We start from the raw sequence: 15800 nt of genomic DNA, 5'->3' as shown, positions 1-15800 counted from the left end.
ATCGCCGGCAAGCCGTGCTCCTACACCGAGCTTTTGATCTGTAGGAGCACAGCTTGCTGGCGATGGCTTCGCCTCGGTCATCCAGATACACCGCGTTGTATTCATCGCCGGCAAGCCGTGCTCCTACACTACAGGTTTGTCAGCAGCCTAGGACAGCTATGCTGCTGTGAACTTCCTTCACAGGAAATCTCCCAATGGCGCCCGGTATAGCCCTGCCCAGATGGCCCAGCCTGCTCTTGTGGCTTGGCGTACTGGGTCTCAATGGCTGCATGCGTGTGGGGCCGGATTTCCAATCACCGGCACAACCCTGGATCGACCAGTGGAACAGCCCTGCCCTGGAGCAGGCAAGCCATGGGCGGCCTCAAGCGGATCATCGCCAGTGGTGGCAAGCCTTTAATGATCCGGTCCTGGATCAGCTGATCGCTGAAGCCGATGCCAACAATTCTGATTTGAAGATAGCCGGGCTGCGCGTGCTGGAGGCGCGTGCACAACTGGGTATTGCCAACAGCGGCCGCTACCCTCAGGTGCAACAAGCCAGCGCCGACAGTCTCTATACCCACCGCAACCAATACAGCGGCACTGCGCCGCAAGACAGCCATTTCTGGCAATACAGCGCAGGCGTGGATGTGGCCTGGGAGCTGGACTTCTGGGGCCGGTTCAGCCGAGCGATCGAGTCGGCCGATGCCCAGTATTTCGCAAGCCAGGCCAATGTTGAGGATGTCCGGGTGCTGCTGCGCGCCCAGGTGGCAGACAGCTACTTTGCACTACGCACCACCGAAGCTCGATTGCGCATTGCACAGGACAACGCCCACCAGCAAAAACGCAGCTTCGACATCACCGAGAAACTGTTCAACAGCGGCCAGACCGCAGAACTTGACGTGCAACAGGCCAAGACTCAGTACCTGGTGACATTAAGCAGCATTCCCAGCCTGCAAGACCAGGCCCAGCGGTTGCGCAATACCTTGGCGGTGCTGACGGGCCAGCCGCCCGGCAGGTTGGAGCCGTGGCAGGCGCAGACCGGCCTGATTCCCTTGATCGATCAGGCGGTGCTGGAAGATGTGCCGGCCAACCTGCTGCTGCGTCGCCCCGACGTGCGCGCTGCCGAGCTCAACGTCGCCGCCCAGTCAGCGCTCATCGGTGTGGCCGAGGCGGATTTCTACCCGTCGCTGACCCTGTTTGGCAGCATCGTCTGGTCAGCCAATACCCTCTCTGGCAGCTCAAAAAACCTGGACCTGATCGGCGGCCCGGGCCTGCGTTGGAATATTTTCGACCATGGCCTGATCCGTAACAACGTGCGTGTCCAGGATGCACGCCTGCAACAGCTGATCGAGGCCTATCGAGACAAGGTGCGCCAGGCAGCGCGAGAGGCCGACGACGCCGCCAGTGGCCTGCTCCGGGCACTGGAGCGCGAACACCTCCTGCGTCAGGCCGGCGTGGCCGCGCAGCGTTCGCTGGTACTGGCCAATACGCAATTCCGAGAAGGCTATTCCGATTTTCAGCGAGTGCTCGATGCCCAGCGTGCCCTGCTCGAACAGCAGGATGCCTACCTGGTCAGCCGGGGCACCGCTGTCAGCAACTTGATCGCCCTTTACAAAGCCCTGGGTGGGGGCTGGTACAGTCCGCAACCGCTGGTAGACCCAGCTACCCGCGAGCACATGAAGCACCGCACTGATTGGGGCGACCTGCTGGAGGAACATCATGAGTGACACCGCGACCCCCTCCCCCCAGCCGGCCTCACCCGCGGCTGTGGACCCGCCCGGCAAAGGTATTCGCTGGGTTGTCCTGATCATTATCCTGAGCCTGGCCTGGTACCTGTTGGCTGACCGCCTCACGCCCTATACGCAACAGGCGAGGGTCGGCGCCTTTGTGATTCCGGTCGCCGCGGAAGTCTCAGGTCGAGTGACCAAGGTTCACGTGCGCAACAATCAGGACGTGAAGGCAGGCGACATCCTGTTCGAACTGGATGACCAACCCTATCGAATTGCCGCTGACCGAGCGCGGGCGGATTTAGAATCGACCCGTCGGCAGATTGGCGCAAGCACCGCGGGTATTGCTTCGGCACAAGCGTCACTGCGGGCCGCCCAGGCCAACGAGCTCAAGGCACAACAGGAAAACAGGCGGCTTGAAGGCTTGTACCGGACAGACCCGGGCACGATCTCGGTGCGCTTGCTTGAAGTGTCGCGGGCCAATCGCGAACAGGCTACAAGCCAGGTGGCCGCCGCCCGGGCCGAAGTCGAACGGGCCCGCGAGCAGGAAGGCGGCAGTTCGCAAGACAATGCGCAGATCCGCAGCGCCAGCACCGCCTTGTCAAAAGCCGAGCTGGACATTGCCAACACCCGAATCGGAGCGCGCTCGGACGGGCTGATTACTGACCTGCGCACCGACGTCGGCCAATTTGCGGCCGCCGGCACGCCGGTCATGACCCTGATTGCCATCCACGATATCTGGATCAGCGCGGACATGACCGAGAACAACCTGGGGCGGGTCATCCCGGGAACGCCGGTGGCCATCGTGCTGGATGCCCTGCCGGGCGAAGTCTTCGAAGGGCGTGTGCGCAGCATCGGTTATGGGGTCAACGTCGGGCCGACGCCGCCCCCTGGAGGCCTCCCTACGGTGCAGAACAGTCGCGACTGGCTGCGACCGGCGCAACGCTTCCCGGTGGTCATCGAGTTCAGCGAAGCCGCCATGACAGCATTACGTAACAGTCAGGCCATCCGTGCCGGAGGCCAGGCCGAGGTCATGCTGTTTCCCACGCGCAATAATCCGCTCAACCCCATGGGGCGTATGTTTCTGGGGTTGATGAGCTGGCTGTCCTATGCCTATTGAGCGCCCTCTACCAGCACAGCGCGCCTTGCGGCTGGCCACGGGTACGGCCGTGTGCCTGGCTGCAAGCTTCGGGCTGGGATTGCCCATCCCCTATCTCGCACCGGTGCTGGCCTTGCTGCTGCTCGCCACAGTCAATCGCCCTATTGCGCCCAAGGCGGCCGTGGTGCTTTCGCTGGTTGCGCTCATGACCACCAGCATCGGCCTGTTGCTGATTCCGCTACTGCGCTACTACCCCTTCAGCGGCGTGCTACTGATAGGTCTGGGATTGTTTCTGGTGTTCCGCTTCGGACTGCGCGGCGGCAATAATCTGATCGTGACCTTCCTGGTGATCGGCCTGACCATGATTTCCTCGGCGGGCGTGGTTTCTTTTGAGCTGGCGGCGTACGTCATCGGTGCTTTGGTCAAGGCCTTGCTGCTCGCGGTCATCGTCGTGGGCTTGAGCCATGGGTTGTTTCCAGAGCCGCCTGCACCCGCGGCCTCACCAGGGCCGGTACCCGAGCAGGTCGCAAGGCTGGCGCTGCGGGCCACACTGGTGGTGATGCCTGCGTTTGTATTGGCATTGAGCGACCCTGCCAGCTATCTGCCGATCATTCTCAAGGCCGTCAGCCTGGGCCAACAGACCACCACCACGACAACGCGCAAGGCGGCGGGTGAACTGGTCGGTTCGACATTGATGGGTGGGCTGCTGGCAATCCTGTTGTGGTATGCACTGGGCTTGTTCGTGCATCTGTGGATGTTCTTTCTGTGGGTGCTGCTGTTTGGCCTGGTATTGGCCCGCAAGCTCTATCGCTTGAGCCCGACCCGCTTCACACCGGGGTTCTGGCTTAACAGCTTTATTACCATGATCATTCTGTTGGGCCAGTCGGTTCAGGACAGCCTTGCAGGCAAGGATGTCCAGACCGCTTTTGCCATCCGCCTGGGGTTATTTACTGCCGTGGCTCTGTATGGGTGCCTGATGATGGTACTGCTCAGGCCTCAGGCAAGAGTAGCCACTCATCAAGGCGTGACTTGATAGCCTTTACCCTGCAAACAACTGGTATAGCTTGAGCTGGTCGTCGAAGCCGTGGTGCTTTGTTGGGCCCGCCGCTCCTGGCGCTGCCGTGCCCCACCCACTACCGCGCCGGCCGCGGCGGTTTCCTTGGCGCGGTTCTGGCGATAGTCCTCCTTGACATCGTCGTCGACCCGATCATAAAACTCATCATGCTGGCGTCCTCGAATTTCAGCGCCCGCCGCCCCGGCAGCCGCGCCGACAGCCGCCCCCCGCAACCGGCCACCTGCGGCAGGCGGGGTCGAGGAGGCCTGGCTGGCCGCCAGGTTGTGGCAGTCACTGGTGTCCTGCTGTATTTGTTGCGAGCTCTGCCCTTTGAGCGGAACAACCGTTTCAGCAACGGCAGCCAGGCCGTATACCGACAATCCGACGCACAAGCCAATCGATAAGCGTTTCATGATGACCTCCAGCCGATGAGGATGCGTCCCAACAGTTTAGGCCCGTCGTCCACCGACATACTCGCGCATCAGGACAGATCATGAATATTGAAGCCGGGGCGCTGGATACCCCCTATGCAAAGGCCACCCGTTTCCTGGCCTCGCTGGACGAGCAGTGGGCAGCATTGATCCAGCAAGTGGGCCCTTGCCAGCACCAGGCCAAGCCTGCCCGTGACCCTTACGAGGCGCTGGTCAGGGCCATTGCCTATCAGCAACTGCATGCCCGGGCCGCCGAAGCGATTCTCGGGCGCCTGCTGGCGCTGTACCCGGATCAGCCCTTCCCCAGCCCCGCTCAATTGCTGGCCACCGACCCACAGTCACTTCGCGCCTGCGGGCTCTCCGCCCGCAAACTGGCCACCGTGCAGGGTATCGCCCAGGCAACCCTGGAGGGCCTGGTGCCCAGCTACGAGCAAGCCCTGCAGATGAGCGACCAGCAGTTGATCGAGCAACTGGTGACCCTGCACGGTGTCGGCCAATGGACGGTGGAGATGTTCTTGATCTATACCCTGGAACGCATGGATATCCTGCCGGTAGACGATTTCGCCGTGCGCGAAGGCTATCGACGGCTCAGGGGCCTTGCGGCGCCTTTGCCACGCAAGCAAATGATCGAGGCCGCCAAGGCCTGGAGCCCGCACAGAACCGTTGCGGCCTGGTATCTGTGGCGAGTACCCGCGTGATGAATACGGGCCAACGCCAGTCACCAATCTCGCCGATTGTGGTGGGTCACGACGGGATGGAAATTCCGCTGGGGCAATAAAACCACTGCGGCGGTATGACCGCCCGGTAGGAGCCAGGCGTGTAACGGCCCACCCTCTGGCAAAACAATTCGGACAGGGTTTGCTCATCGACCACGCCCTGCGCCTGCAGACGATCGGCCAAGGCCGTCACAGCAGCCCAGTATCGATGCACCAAGCCGTTGGCACGGGCGATTGCCAGGGGTTGGGCATTGACCACCATTCGCGCCGGCAACAGTGCAACCAATTCCTGCGCGCGCTTCAGATCCCCTCGGCCACTGGTGCTGAGCACCTTTTCGAGCGTGCCGTGACGATAGATCGCCTCGGCCACGGGGCCTGCAAAACAATCCATCAGATCACGCTCGATCGATTCGATCATCGAAGGCAAGAACTCGGCAATTCCGGGCGGTTCGCTAAAGGGGTTCGGCACCCGATAATCCGCCTCCACCAACCCTTGCGCATCGATCCAATGACCCCGCAAATCCAGCATCGGCCCAGCGCACGCCTCAGCCTGGCTGCGTACGGTCACGCGTGAAATGTGCTGGCCATTCCACCAGAAGGCCAGGGTGTGGCCAGCCTCATGGATGGCGGTGGGGCGCGGGTGCTTGTTCATGTTGAAATTCTCCCGTGCGCTCATCATGCACCCGGGCTCAGCCACCAGCAATTCCCATGGCTGGCGCGCTAAAAGATTCTGACTATCATCCACCAATACTGCGCCTATTTGCTTCTTTGGAAGACAGATCTAGCCTTAGGGATGCGTTGGCGCGAGCCGGCCCGAAAACCTGATAGGAGATAAGGACGAGACGGAGGCGATTAGCCATTGGCTTACCCCTGTCCACATCCTGGAGGCGACACCGATCAGTTGATCGAACTGTCGGCCCTGCAACCTATGTCCTTGATTTCTCTCGTTGCCAGTTCGACCCAATGGGGCCGGCTAGCTGAATGAACTCGACCCAAGGTAGCTCAGACCATGTCAACTGAATCAAAATGCCCGTTCAATCACGCCGCCGGCGGTGGCACAACGAACCGCGACTGGTGGCCCGATCAACTGAATCTGAAGATACTTCATCAGCACTCGCCGCTATCCGACCCCATGGGCAAGGATTTCGACTATGCCAAGGCCTTCAAGAGCCTGGACTTCCAAGCGCTCAAGCAAGACCTGCGAGCCCTGATGACCCAATCCCAGGACTGGTGGCCCGCCGACTTCGGCCACTATGGTCCGCTGTTTATCCGCATGGCCTGGCACAGCGCCGGCACCTATCGGACCGGTGACGGGCGCGGTGGGGCAGGCTCCGGCCAACAGCGGTTTGCCCCGATCAACAGTTGGCCGGATAACGTCAGCCTCGACAAGGCGCGCCGGCTGCTGTGGCCGGTCAAGCAAAAATACGGCAACAAAATCTCCTGGGCCGACCTGATCGTGCTCAGCGGCAACGTAGCGCTGGAATCCATGGGCTTCAAGACCTTTGGCTTTTCCGGTGGCCGGCCGGATGCGTGGGAGCCAGACGAAGACGTCTACTGGGGTGCAGAACGGAAATGGCTTGGCGGCGATGTCCGCTACGACAAGAACGATGACGGCATGCAAGACCCAGGCGACGGCACGCTGGTGGCCGAGCCAGCGCAGCATGGCAACGAAGAGAGCCGCGACCTGGAAAACCCGCTGGCCGCCGTGCAAATGGGCCTGATCTATGTGAACCCAGAAGGCCCGGAAGGCAACCCGGACCCGGTCGCCTCGGCCATAGACATCCGCGAAACCTTCGCCCGCATGGCGATGGACGATGAAGAAACCGTGGCGCTGATCGCCGGTGGCCATGCCTTCGGCAAGACCCACGGCGCAGGCCCGGCCGATAATATTGGAGCCGAGCCCGAAGCGGCAGGCCTGGAAGAACAGGGCCTGGGCTGGAAGAGCACCTATAAGACCGGCAAAGGTGCAGACGCCATCACCAGTGGCCTGGAAGTCACCTGGACCACCACCCCCACACAGTGGAGCAACAACTATCTCGAGAACCTGTTCGGCTTCGAGTGGGAACTGACCAAGAGCCCGGCAGGCGCCCACCAGTGGACCCCTAAAAACGGCGCGGGTGCTGGTACCATTCCCGATGCCCACGACCCGTCCAAACGCCGCAACCCGACCATGCTGACCTCGGACCTGGCGCTGCGCTTGGACCCGATCTACGAAAAAATCTCCCGCCGATTCCTGCAGAACCCCGACCAACTGGCCGACGCCTTTTCCCGCGCCTGGTACAAGTTGATCCACCGTGACATGGGGCCATTGTCGCGTTACCTCGGCCCGGAAATGCCCAACGAAGTCCTGTTGTGGCAAGACCCCATCCCGCCCGTCGACCATCCATTGGTCAACGACAGTGATGTGACCGCACTCAAGAGCAAGCTGTTGGCCTCGGGTCTTTCGGTTTCGCAGCTGGTCACCACCGCCTGGGCGGCAGCCTCCACCTTCCGGGGCTCCGACAAGCGTGGGGGTGCCAACGGCGGACGTCTGCGCCTGGCCCCGCAAAATGCCTGGCAGGCCAACCAACCAGAACAGCTGGCCCAGGTGTTGGCCACCCTTGAGAAAATCCAGAGTGAGTTCAACGGCGCCCAATCGGCAGGCAAGAAAATTTCGCTGGCGGACTTGATCGTGCTGGCGGGCAATGCCGGTGTCGAGCAAGCAGCCAAGAATGCCGGACATACGGTCACCGTGCCGTTTGCGCCGGGTCGCATGGATGCTTCCCAAGAGCAGACCGACGTCGAATCATTCGGGTTTCTGGAACCCATTGCCGATGGTTTTCGCAATTTCCTCAAGGGTCGCTATCGTGTGCCCGCCGAAAAACTGCTGATCGACAAAGCCCAATTGCTGACCCTCACCGCGCCAGAAATGACCGCGCTGATCGGCGGCATGCGTGTGCTGAACACCAACGTCGGGAAAACCTCGCACGGGGTCTTCACCCAACGACCCGAAGCGCTGACCAAGGACTTCTTTGTCAACCTGCTGGACATGAGCGTGGAGTGGAAGCCGGTCTCAGAGGCGCAGCAAGAGTATGAAGGGCGTGATCGCAAGACCGGTGCCGTCAAGTGGACCGGCACTCGTGTCGACCTGCTTTTTGGCTCCAACGCGCAACTGCGGGCACTGGCCGAAGTCTATGCCAGCGAGCCGGAGGAGAAACTGGTCAAGGATTTCGTTGCGGCCTGGACCAAGGTGATGAATCTGGATCGTTTTGATGTGAAGTGATCTGAACCTGCGCGGCGCCTGCATCGCGAGCAAGCTCGGCTCCTACACACCGTGTTGTAGGAGCCGGGTTTACCGGGGTGCCGGACCACCGCGATGGCCACGCCGCAATACCTCAGTCAAACCGCGTCATTTCCATCGCGAACAAACCCGTTACGGCTATAAAACCTATCCAGCTCATGGAGCTGTGGCTCAACGCCGGTGAAGATCTTCAGGTACTCGGGGATGTAGTGCATGCGCTGGGCCGTCGGCTCCTGGGTCTTCATGCTGATGTAGCCGATCTGAGTCAGGTAGATCGACCTGGCCCGGGTATAGGCCGCGTCATGGGCAAAGCCGAATCGATCGAACATTAGCCTGAGCGCCTCCACCCGCTGCGCGTCTGCTTCCGCTATTTCCTTGCCCACCTCCGGTGACTGCAGGGCCCAACTGCGCATCGCGAACTCGAACTGAGAATCGAACAGTTCGCTGTTCAGCCAACAATCGAACACATTCAGGATCGCCTCGGTGATGGAGCCTGCGTAGGCCTGCGACTGGGAAATGAGGTTGAAGGTGTTCTTGCTCTTCCACATCCCGATCAAAGCATCGAGCAGCGCTTCGCGGTCCTGGAAATACCAGTAGAAACTGGTGCGCGCCAGGTTCAGCTTCTTCGCAAGCGGCATTACCCGCACAGCATCGACACCCGATTCGGTCAGGCTTTCGTAAGCGGCATTGAGCCAGCTTTCCAGCGATCCACGGCCGGCGGTTTCTGCAAGATTGTTGGGTGTTTTCATTGAGATCCTTCCACCTTTTTTCCTGACTCTCGAGCCCACTGTACACCAGTGTCGATATAGTTGACACCTGTGTACATGGCATCTATTGTCTCGTTTGCCTGATGACCTAATGCGAGACCGATATGAATAACGATCCGCTTCTTCAGCCCTACCGCCTCAAACACCTGACCTTGCGCAATCGCATTATCACGACCTCCCACGAGCCGGCCTATCCCGAAGACGGCATGCCCAAGAAGCTCTATCGCGCTTATCACGTGGAGCGTGCCAAGGCAGGTGTGGCCATGACCATGACCGCAGGCTCGGCGGCCATCTCCCGGGACAGCCCGCCGGTGTTCAACAACATTCTGGCCTACAAGGATGAAGTCGTCGGCTGGCTGAAGGACCTCACCGACGAGTGCCACGAACATGGCGCCGCCGTAATGATTCAACTGACCCACCTGGGCCGTCGCACCCGTTGGGACAAGGGCGACTGGCTGCCGGTGGTATCGCCTTCGCACAACCAGGAGCCCGCCCACCGCGCCTTTCCCAAGCGCCTGGAAGCCTGGGACATCGAGCGCATTATCACTGACTACGCCGATGCCGCCGAACGCATGAAAGCCGCGGGGCTCGATGGTATCGAGCTGCAAGCCTACGGCCACCTGATGGACCAGTTCTGGTCACCGCTGACCAACACCCTCGACAGCCCCTACGGCGGCTCGCTGCAGAACCGCCTGCGGTTTACCTTCGATGTACTGGCGGCCATTCGCAAACGGGTAGGCCCAGAATTCATCGTCGGCATCCGCTACACCGGCGATGAAGTGCTGGCCGGTGGCTTGCAAAAAGAAGAAGGCCTGCAGATTTCCCAGTTGCTCAAAGACAGCGGCATGATCGACTTCCTCAATGTGATTCGCGGCAATATCGCCACCGATGCGGGCCTGACCGATATCATCCCGATCCAGGGCATGCGCAACGCGCCACACCTGGACTTTGCCGGCGAAATCCGCGCCCTCACCGGTTTTCCGACCTTCCATGCAGCCAAGATCCCCGACGTTGCCACCGCGCGCCATGCCATCGCCAGCGGCCTGGTCGACATGGTCGGCATGACCCGGGCGCACATGACCGATCCGCATATCGTGCGCAAGATCATCGAAGGGCGCGAAGACGATATCCGCCCCTGTGTCGGTGCCAACTATTGCCTGGACCGAATCTACAACGCGGGCGCGGCCTACTGTATTCACAACGCCGCGACCGGGCGCGAAACCACCATGCCCCATGAGATCCCCAAGGCACAGGTGCGGCGCAAGATTGTCATTATCGGCTCCGGCCCCGCCGGCCTTGAAGCCGCGCGCGTGGCGGGTGAGCGCGGCCATGACGTACGGGTACTGGAAGCGGCCAACCAACCCGGTGGGCAGATCCGCCTGACCGCGCAATCGGAACGGCGCAAGGAGATGATCAGCATCATCGACTGGCGCATGGCGCAGTGCGACCGGTTGGGCGTGCAGTTTCGCTTTGATACCTGGGCCGACAGCCAAACCGTTCTCGCTGAAAACCCCGACGTGGTCATCGTCGCCACAGGCGGGATGCCGCACACCGAAGTGCTGGAACGTGGCAATGAGTGGGTGGTCTCCAGCTGGGACATCATTTCGGGCGATGTAAAGCCTGGCCGCAACGTGCTGGTGTATGACGACGCCGGCGACCATGCCGGGCTGCAGGCTGCCGAAATCATCGCCCGCAGTGGCGCCAAAACCGAAATCATGACCCCCGACCGCGCCTTTGCGCCAGAAGTCATGGGCATGAACCTGGTGCCCTACATGCGCTCGCTTCAGGCGTTGGACACCACCTTCACCGTCACTTATCGGCTCAAGGCGGTGGATCGACAAGATGATGGGTTTGTGGCCACTATCGGCACCGACTACAGCGGCCTGGAAAAGACCCGCCACGTGGACCAAGTGGTGGTCAATCACGGCACCCGTCCGCTGGACGATCTCTACTTCGAACTCAAGCCATGGGCGCGCAACGAAGGTGCAGTCCAGTACAGCAACCTGATCGCCGGCAACCCGCAAACCCTGGCCAGCAACCCCGAAGGACGTTTCCAGCTGTTCCGCATCGGCGATGCGGTCGCCTCGCGCAACACCCACGCCGCTATCTACGATGCCCTGCGCCTGGTCAAGGACCTCTGAGCGCACGCTGTACGCGACACCCATAACCAGAAATGACGTTTTTGTAAGCCTTTCGCACTGCCCCGTAAGTTGATCCGAATGCTGGATTCAAAACTTTTCCAACGGAGGTTGCCGCATGCATACAGATGCCCGCGTCTTATTTGAAGATAACGCCGAAGCCTCGCTGCGCTTTCGCAGTGATGCCAGTGTCACCGAACACTGCCTGCCCCCCGTCGATCAAGCGCTGCTCAGCGCGCAAGCCGACATTGACCGCAAGGCCTTGCGCCGCTACCGCCTGGAGCGGATCCGCCAACAGCTTCGCCAGAACGATTACGGCGGCATCCTGCTCGCCGACCCGATCAATATTCGTTACGCCACCGACACCAACAACCTGGGCCTGTGGGTCATGCACTCCCCCAGCCGCTACGTGTTCATCGCCACCGAAGGCCCAGTGGTGCTGTTCGAGTTTTCCAGCAGCCGGCACAACAGCGAGCACGTGGAAACCATCGACGAGATTCGTCCGGCCATCCCCTGGGTGTATTTCCTGGCAGGGCCTCGCGTGGAGGAAAAGGCTCGGCTATGGGCCCAGGAAATGGCGGCACTGATGGCTCGCCACAGTGGTAACAATCGTCGCCTGGCGGTAGACCGTTGTGACCCCTGGGGTGCGGACAAGCTCAAGGCCAGTGGCCTAGAATTGTTTGACGCGCAACCGCTGATGGAGCAGGCGCGGCTGATCAAGTCCCGCGAGGAGATCGCCAGCCACCGGGTTTCGATGGACGTCTGCGACCTGGCCATCGCCCGCATGCGAGCCAGCCTGGTGCCTGGCGTCACCGAGAACCAGCTGTGGAGCATCCTGCACGGCACCAACGTCGCCCAAGGCGGGGAATGGGCCGAAAGCCGCTTGCTCAGCTCCGGCCAGCGCACCAATCCCTGGTTCCAGGATGCGACCGACAAGGTGATCGAGGCCGGTGACATGGTCTGCTTCGACACCGACATGGTCGGCCCCGGCGGCTATCTCTCGGACATCTCGCGCAGCTTTGTCTGCCCCGGCAAGCCAGTCACCGGCCAGCAACGCCAGTTGCTGGACATCGCCTCGCAACAAATCAGTCACAACCTCGAGTTGCTACGCCCAGGGCTGACCTTTCGCGAGTTCGCCGAGCGCTGCTGGCCAGTGCCGCAAAAATATGAGCACAACCGCTACATGATGATGCTGCACGGTGTTGGCCTGGTGGATGAATACCCAAGCGTCGCCTACGCGGTGGACTTTGCCGAATGGGGGTACGACGGGGTGTTCGAGGAAAACATGGTGGTCAGCGTGGAAAGCTTTATCGGGGAGCAAGGCGGTCGCGAGGGCGTGAAGCTGGAGGAGCAGATACTGATTACCGCCCAGGGGGCCGTGAAACTCTCGCGCACGCCCCTGGTCGATGGGGACCGTTTGTAGCCGCTGCCGAAGGCTGCGATGCGGCCCGCCAGGGGCGCCAATTTCAAGATCCCGCGCCCGCTTTGCGGTCGATCGCAGCCTATCGGCAGCAGCTACAGCAACCCGATTATCTGTCGAGGAAGAAGAAAAATGAGCACCATGACCGTGGTTAAGACGCCCGCCGAACGACCTTCGAGCCGCCCCTTGGCGGCCACCCCTTTCTTGAAACTGGAGGCTATCCAGAAACAATTCGGCCCCTATGCGGTGCTGCACGATGTGAGCTTCGAGATGGCCAAGGGCGAGGTGGTGGCGATCATCGGCCCCAGTGGCTCAGGCAAAAGTACCTTGCTGCGTTGTATCAACCAGTTGGAGCCGCCCACCCGAGGCCGGGTCAGCATGGACGGCGTGCAGATCGAAGCCGGCCGCCCGCTGCCCAAGGCGCAATTGCTCAAATTGCGCCGCCGTATCGGCATGGTGTTCCAGTCGTTCAACCTGTTCCCGCACCTGACGGTATTGCAGAACGTCAGCCTGGCGCAAATCCGCACCATGGGCCGCACTCGTCAACAAGCCGACGCCCGTTCCCTGCAATTGCTCGATCGCGTCGGGCTGGCCGACAAGGCCGGGCACTATCCGGCCCGCTGCTCGGGTGGGCAGCAACAGCGCATCGCCATCGCCAGGGCACTGGCACTGGAACCTGAGCTGATGCTGTTCGACGAGCCGACCTCGGCGCTGGACCCAGAGCTGGGCCTGGAAGTGCTGGCGGTGATGAAGGAGCTGGCACGCGACGGCATGTCGATGATTGTCGTCACCCACGAAATGAACTTCGCCGAAACCGTTTCCGATCGGGTCGTGGTCATGGCCGACGGACGAATTATCGAGCAAGGCCCAAGTTTTGAGGTGATGCGCCACCCGCAGCACGCGCGAGTGATCAAGTTTTTGCAAGCCGTGAGGGATCGCTGATGCTCGACATACTGATACTGCTGGCGCGGGGTATCCCCTGGACAATCGCCGTCACCCTGGGTGCCCTGATGATCGGCTTGGTACTGGGCTTCCCGCTCTGTGCCCTGCGCATGTCCCAGGGCCGGTTCAGCCGGGTGTTGGCGACCGGGCTGATCCTCACGTTGCGTTCGATTCCGCCGATTGTCTGGTTGTTCTTAATCTTCTTCGGCATTGGCGGCGGGTTGATTCCCCTCTCGCCCTTCGCCGCAGCGGTGATCGGCCTGGGGCTGGTAACGGCGGCGCACATGGCCGAGGTCTACCGGGGCGCCTTCGCGGCGATCCCGGTCGGCCAGTACGAAGCCGCCACGGTCCTCAACCTGTCTGGGCCACAGCGCTTCTTCGACGTGGTGCTGCCACAACTGATACGCGTTGCCATCCCGTCCTCGGCCACTTACGCCATCGGTTTGCTCAAGGACTCGGCCGTGGCTTCGACCATTGGTGTGGGTGACATCAGCTTCCAGGCCTATCAAGTGTCGCAACAGACCTTTCAGGGGCTGGGTGTGTACAGCGCAGCGGCCTTGGCCTACCTGATTCTCAGCATTCCCGTGGCGCTGTCTTCCCGCTGGCTGTCGAGCCGGCTCAAGCTGAGGATTTCGCGATGCTAGACCTCGCCGACCTGTGGATCGAGTGGTTTCCAGAGCTGTGGAAAGGCTTTGTATTGTCCCTGCAGATCACCGCGCTGAGCCTGGTGCTGGGGCTGATGTTCGGCCTGCTGCTGGCACTGGGGGTCAGCTCCAAAGCGCGACTGACACGTTATCCAGCGTTGTTGCTGGTAGAAGTCGGACGCGGTGCGCCAGCCTTGATCCTGCTTCAGTATTTTTATTTCGGCCTACCATCAGCGGGCCTGACCCTGTCTTCATTTTGGGCGGCGGCCCTGGCGTTGGCCTATTGCACCGCGGCGTACACCAGCGAAATCATCCGCGGCGGTATCGAAGCGGTGGACAGCGGCCAGAACGAAGCGGCCGAGGTTATCGGCCTCAACCGCCTCGATGCCCTCAGGTACGTCATCCTGCCCCAAGCCTTGCGGGTGGCGGTGCCATCGCTGCTGGGCTTTGCCATTTTGATGTTCCAGGCGTCGTCGCTGTGTTTCACCATCGCCCTGCCGGAGATCGTCAGCCGCGCCTCGGCCATCGGTTCCACAACCTTCGAGTACATGCCGGTGCTGACCCTGGCCGGGCTGATGTACGCCGCCATCTGCGCGCCGGCAACGCTGGCGGTGACGGCACTGGAGAAAAGACTGGCGCCCAGCCAGCAGCACTAAATAGGCCCACTCAACTGAACTTCAGACCTGCTCTCTTTTAGCAAAGGTGGAACCATGATTAAGTCGATCAAACGCCTCACCCATTGGACTTCGCTGTTCGCCTCCCTGGCATTGGCGCCCTACGCCTTGGCCGCCACCGACTGTAAACCCGCTCACCAGTTCGAAACACTCACCCCGGGTGTGCTGACCGTCGCCGCCTGGGTCTTCCCGCCCTACTCCGCCCCCGGCGCCGACGGCCAGTTGAGCGGTGTCGATGGCGAGATCATCAAGCGCATCGCCGCACGCGAATGCCTGGAAATCAAATCGACGGTGATCGATCCCGCGGCCGTTATCCAATCGATCATTTCCCGCCGCGCCGACGTCGGCATCGGTGACTGGTACCGCACCGCAGAACGCGCCAAGGCGCTGGGCCTGACAGCACCGATGTACCTGGACATGATGGGGATAATCTCAGCCGACGGGCACAGCAAGATCAGCGACCTGGAAGGCAAGCGTGTGGGCACCGTCCAGGGCTACCTCTGGGTGGCGGACTTGAAAAAGGTGCTGGGGGACAACCTGGTGCTCTACCCCAACCCGGTCGCCATGGCCCAGGACCTGGCCTCCAACCGCATCCAGGCAGGCGCCGACAGCTTCGCCGTGGGGGTCGCCTCACAGCAGAAAGGCGCCTACAAGGGCAGCACCATCAAAGTCGCCGAACCCGACCCTCGGGTAAAAGCCACCCTGGAGCCAGGCCAGACCGGCATTCCCCATACCAAGTCCAACACCGCGCTGGGCTTGGCATTGAGTGGGGACATCGAAGCCTTGCACGCTTCAGGCGAAATCGCCGAGATCCTCGAGTCGTTCGGGCTCGACCGCCAAGCCGCTAACGTCGGAACACCTCGCCTGGTGGAATAGCCCCGGGGCCTCATCGCACGTGTACACGTGTAGGAGCACAGCTCGCTGGCGAT

14 protein-coding genes are annotated in these 15800 nt (G+C 61.5%); 11 read left to right on the top strand and 3 right to left on the bottom strand.

Annotated elements, in window-relative coordinates; genetic code table 11:
• Nucleotides 1-194 precede the first annotated feature (194 nt).
• From AC3IX4_RS13090 to AC3IX4_RS13080, 3 genes are read left to right on the top strand one after another with little or no spacing between them, the layout of a single operon-like run.
• Nucleotides 195-1706, top strand: coding sequence for an efflux transporter outer membrane subunit (locus AC3IX4_RS13090; RefSeq protein WP_489260931.1), 1512 nt, complete (start codon nucleotides 195-197; stop codon nucleotides 1704-1706).
• Entirely contained in the window at nucleotides 1699-2826 is a 1128-nt protein-coding gene (locus tag AC3IX4_RS13085; protein WP_489260930.1) for an HlyD family secretion protein, read from the top strand. The genes AC3IX4_RS13090 and AC3IX4_RS13085 overlap by 8 nt, the downstream gene beginning before the upstream one ends.
• The gene (locus AC3IX4_RS13080; RefSeq protein WP_489260929.1) at nucleotides 2816-3838 is read left to right on the top strand and encodes a DUF2955 domain-containing protein; all 1023 of its coding nucleotides are present in this window, start codon (nucleotides 2816-2818) and stop codon (nucleotides 3836-3838) included. Before AC3IX4_RS13085 ends, AC3IX4_RS13080 begins: the two co-directional genes overlap by 11 nt.
• Here AC3IX4_RS13080 and AC3IX4_RS13075 read toward each other — a convergent pair.
• Nucleotides 3823-4272 (bottom strand): hypothetical protein, encoded by a 450-nt coding sequence (locus AC3IX4_RS13075; RefSeq protein WP_489260928.1) that lies wholly within the window; start codon nucleotides 4270-4272, stop codon nucleotides 3823-3825. The two genes, AC3IX4_RS13080 and AC3IX4_RS13075, sit on opposite strands and share 16 nt — an antisense overlap.
• 80 nt (nucleotides 4273-4352) lie before the next feature.
• On the opposite strand from AC3IX4_RS13075, the gene AC3IX4_RS13070 reads away from it, so the two are divergent.
• Nucleotides 4353-4988, top strand: coding sequence for a DNA-3-methyladenine glycosylase family protein (locus tag AC3IX4_RS13070; protein ID WP_489260927.1), 636 nt, complete (start codon nucleotides 4353-4355; stop codon nucleotides 4986-4988).
• A 46-nt stretch (nucleotides 4989-5034) separates the two neighbouring features.
• Here the strand turns inward: AC3IX4_RS13070 and AC3IX4_RS13065 are convergent, their stop codons facing one another.
• The gene (locus AC3IX4_RS13065; RefSeq protein ID WP_489260926.1) at nucleotides 5035-5658 is read right to left on the bottom strand and encodes a hypothetical protein; all 624 of its coding nucleotides are present in this window, start codon (nucleotides 5656-5658) and stop codon (nucleotides 5035-5037) included.
• A 357-nt stretch (nucleotides 5659-6015) separates the two neighbouring features.
• Between AC3IX4_RS13065 and katG the strand changes: the two genes are divergently transcribed.
• Nucleotides 6016-8268: a catalase/peroxidase HPI gene (gene katG, locus AC3IX4_RS13060; protein WP_489260925.1), complete on the top strand. Its 2253-nt coding sequence runs from the start codon at nucleotides 6016-6018 to the stop codon at nucleotides 8266-8268.
• 116 nt (nucleotides 8269-8384) lie between these two features.
• On the opposite strand, the gene AC3IX4_RS13055 is transcribed toward katG, so the two are convergent.
• Nucleotides 8385-9035 (bottom strand): TetR/AcrR family transcriptional regulator, encoded by a 651-nt coding sequence (locus AC3IX4_RS13055; RefSeq protein ID WP_489260924.1) that lies wholly within the window; start codon nucleotides 9033-9035, stop codon nucleotides 8385-8387.
• Between the two features lie 122 nt (nucleotides 9036-9157).
• Here AC3IX4_RS13055 and AC3IX4_RS13050 point away from each other — a divergent pair, with 122 nt between their 5' ends.
• From AC3IX4_RS13050 to AC3IX4_RS13025, 6 genes are all read left to right on the top strand, one after another.
• A complete protein-coding gene (locus AC3IX4_RS13050; RefSeq protein ID WP_489260923.1) occupies nucleotides 9158-11194 on the top strand; it encodes an oxidoreductase in 2037 nt (678 codons plus the stop codon).
• Nucleotides 11195-11309: 115 nt separating this feature from the next.
• Complete coding sequence (locus AC3IX4_RS13045; RefSeq protein WP_489260922.1) at nucleotides 11310-12614, top strand: M24 family metallopeptidase; 1305 nt, start codon at nucleotides 11310-11312, stop codon at nucleotides 12612-12614.
• Between the two features lie 129 nt (nucleotides 12615-12743).
• The gene (locus AC3IX4_RS13040) at nucleotides 12744-13553 is read left to right on the top strand and encodes an amino acid ABC transporter ATP-binding protein (RefSeq protein WP_489260921.1); all 810 of its coding nucleotides are present in this window, start codon (nucleotides 12744-12746) and stop codon (nucleotides 13551-13553) included.
• Entirely contained in the window at nucleotides 13553-14197 is a 645-nt protein-coding gene (locus tag AC3IX4_RS13035) for an amino acid ABC transporter permease (RefSeq protein WP_489260920.1), read from the top strand. Before AC3IX4_RS13040 ends, AC3IX4_RS13035 begins: the two co-directional genes overlap by 1 nt.
• Nucleotides 14191-14853, top strand: a complete 663-nt coding sequence (locus AC3IX4_RS13030) for an amino acid ABC transporter permease (RefSeq protein ID WP_489260919.1) — start codon at nucleotides 14191-14193, stop codon at nucleotides 14851-14853. The genes AC3IX4_RS13035 and AC3IX4_RS13030 overlap by 7 nt, the downstream gene beginning before the upstream one ends.
• 54 nt (nucleotides 14854-14907) lie before the next feature.
• A complete protein-coding gene (locus AC3IX4_RS13025; protein WP_489260918.1) occupies nucleotides 14908-15747 on the top strand; it encodes a substrate-binding periplasmic protein in 840 nt (279 codons plus the stop codon).
• Nucleotides 15748-15800: the final 53 nt, after the last annotated feature.

Source organism: Pseudomonas sp. KH_021 (genome assembly GCF_057838865.1).
Note: the sequence above shows the minus strand (reverse complement) of the source record. Positions and strands in the feature narration are given on the sequence as shown.

Coding starts and splice junctions, on each gene's coding strand:
- AC3IX4_RS13090 (WP_489260931.1), top strand. CDS start 195: ATGGCGCCCGGTATAGCCCTGCCCAGATGGCCCAGCCTGCTCTTGTGG.
- AC3IX4_RS13085 (WP_489260930.1), top strand. CDS start 1,699: ATGAGTGACACCGCGACCCCCTCCCCCCAGCCGGCCTCACCCGCGGCT.
- AC3IX4_RS13080 (WP_489260929.1), top strand. CDS start 2,816: ATGCCTATTGAGCGCCCTCTACCAGCACAGCGCGCCTTGCGGCTGGCC.
- AC3IX4_RS13075 (WP_489260928.1), bottom strand. CDS start 4,272: ATGAAACGCTTATCGATTGGCTTGTGCGTCGGATTGTCGGTATACGGC.
- AC3IX4_RS13070 (WP_489260927.1), top strand. CDS start 4,353: ATGAATATTGAAGCCGGGGCGCTGGATACCCCCTATGCAAAGGCCACC.
- AC3IX4_RS13065 (WP_489260926.1), bottom strand. CDS start 5,658: ATGAACAAGCACCCGCGCCCCACCGCCATCCATGAGGCTGGCCACACC.
- katG (WP_489260925.1), top strand. CDS start 6,016: ATGTCAACTGAATCAAAATGCCCGTTCAATCACGCCGCCGGCGGTGGC.
- AC3IX4_RS13055 (WP_489260924.1), bottom strand. CDS start 9,035: ATGAAAACACCCAACAATCTTGCAGAAACCGCCGGCCGTGGATCGCTG.
- AC3IX4_RS13050 (WP_489260923.1), top strand. CDS start 9,158: ATGAATAACGATCCGCTTCTTCAGCCCTACCGCCTCAAACACCTGACC.
- AC3IX4_RS13045 (WP_489260922.1), top strand. CDS start 11,310: ATGCATACAGATGCCCGCGTCTTATTTGAAGATAACGCCGAAGCCTCG.
- AC3IX4_RS13040 (WP_489260921.1), top strand. CDS start 12,744: ATGAGCACCATGACCGTGGTTAAGACGCCCGCCGAACGACCTTCGAGC.
- AC3IX4_RS13035 (WP_489260920.1), top strand. CDS start 13,553: ATGCTCGACATACTGATACTGCTGGCGCGGGGTATCCCCTGGACAATC.
- AC3IX4_RS13030 (WP_489260919.1), top strand. CDS start 14,191: ATGCTAGACCTCGCCGACCTGTGGATCGAGTGGTTTCCAGAGCTGTGG.
- AC3IX4_RS13025 (WP_489260918.1), top strand. CDS start 14,908: ATGATTAAGTCGATCAAACGCCTCACCCATTGGACTTCGCTGTTCGCC.